Source organism: Streptomyces sp. SID5785, from assembly GCF_009870065.1.
Taxonomy (GTDB): domain Bacteria; phylum Actinomycetota; class Actinomycetes; order Streptomycetales; family Streptomycetaceae; genus Streptomyces.
Genome location: NZ_WWIA01000694.1, coordinates 1 through 939, shown reverse-complemented (window position 1 = coordinate 939; position 939 = coordinate 1). Strand labels below are relative to the sequence as shown.

Genomic DNA, 939 nt, shown 5'->3' with positions numbered 1-939 from the left:
GGGCTACACGGTCGCCGATCCGCACACGGGCCGCACCTGGCACTTCGCCGACCGGACGCCCGATCTGGCCGTCCTGGAACAGATCGACGACCGCAACGGCAACTGGATCACCTTCGAGAACGACGCCGAAGGCACCCCGCTCGCGGTCACTTCGTCCGGCGGCTACCGCCTCACCCTCACCGTGGAGGACGAGCGGGTCACGGCTCTGTCCCTGGCCGGCGCGGATCCTGACGGCACGGACCAGCTGATCAAGCGGTACGCCTACTCCGAGACCGGTGACCTGACCCAGGTCCTCGACTCCGCCGACCGGCCGCTCACCTTCACCTACGACGAGCGCGGCCGCGTCACGTCCTGGACCGACAGCAACGACCGCTCGTACACCTACGAGTACGACGACCAGGACCGCTGCATCGCCGAGGGCGGCGAAGCCGGCCACATGGCACTCCGCCTCACCTACGAGGACACCGACCCCGCCACCGGCCACCGCGTCACGACCACCACCACCACCGGCGGCGGCAGCCACACCTACCGCTACTTCATCGACGCACTAGGCCAGGTCGTTGCTGAGACCGACCAGCTGGGCCACACCGTCCGCTTCACACGAGACCGGTTCGGGCGGGTCCTGACCCGCACCGACCCGTTGGGCCACACGACGTCGTACACGTACGACGACACGGGCAACGTCATCTCAGCGACCCGTGCCGACGGCCGCGCGGTGACGGCCGAGTACGGCGACTTCAACCGCCTCACCCGCATCCGCGGCACGGACGGGAACACCACCCGCCACACCTACGACGCCCGCGGCAACCGCCTCACCAGCACCACCCCCAGCGGCCACACGACCCGCTTCACCCACGACGAGGCGGGCCGCCTCACCTCGGTCACCGACCCGCTCGGCCACGTCACGACGGTCCGCTGCGACCGCGCCGGCCTCCCGGT

General features: G+C 70.4%; 1 pseudogene. It reads left to right on the top strand.

The annotated features are described in order from the left end of the window. A pseudogene (locus GTW43_RS22700) lies at positions 1–939 on the top strand (RHS repeat protein); the annotation flags it as partial.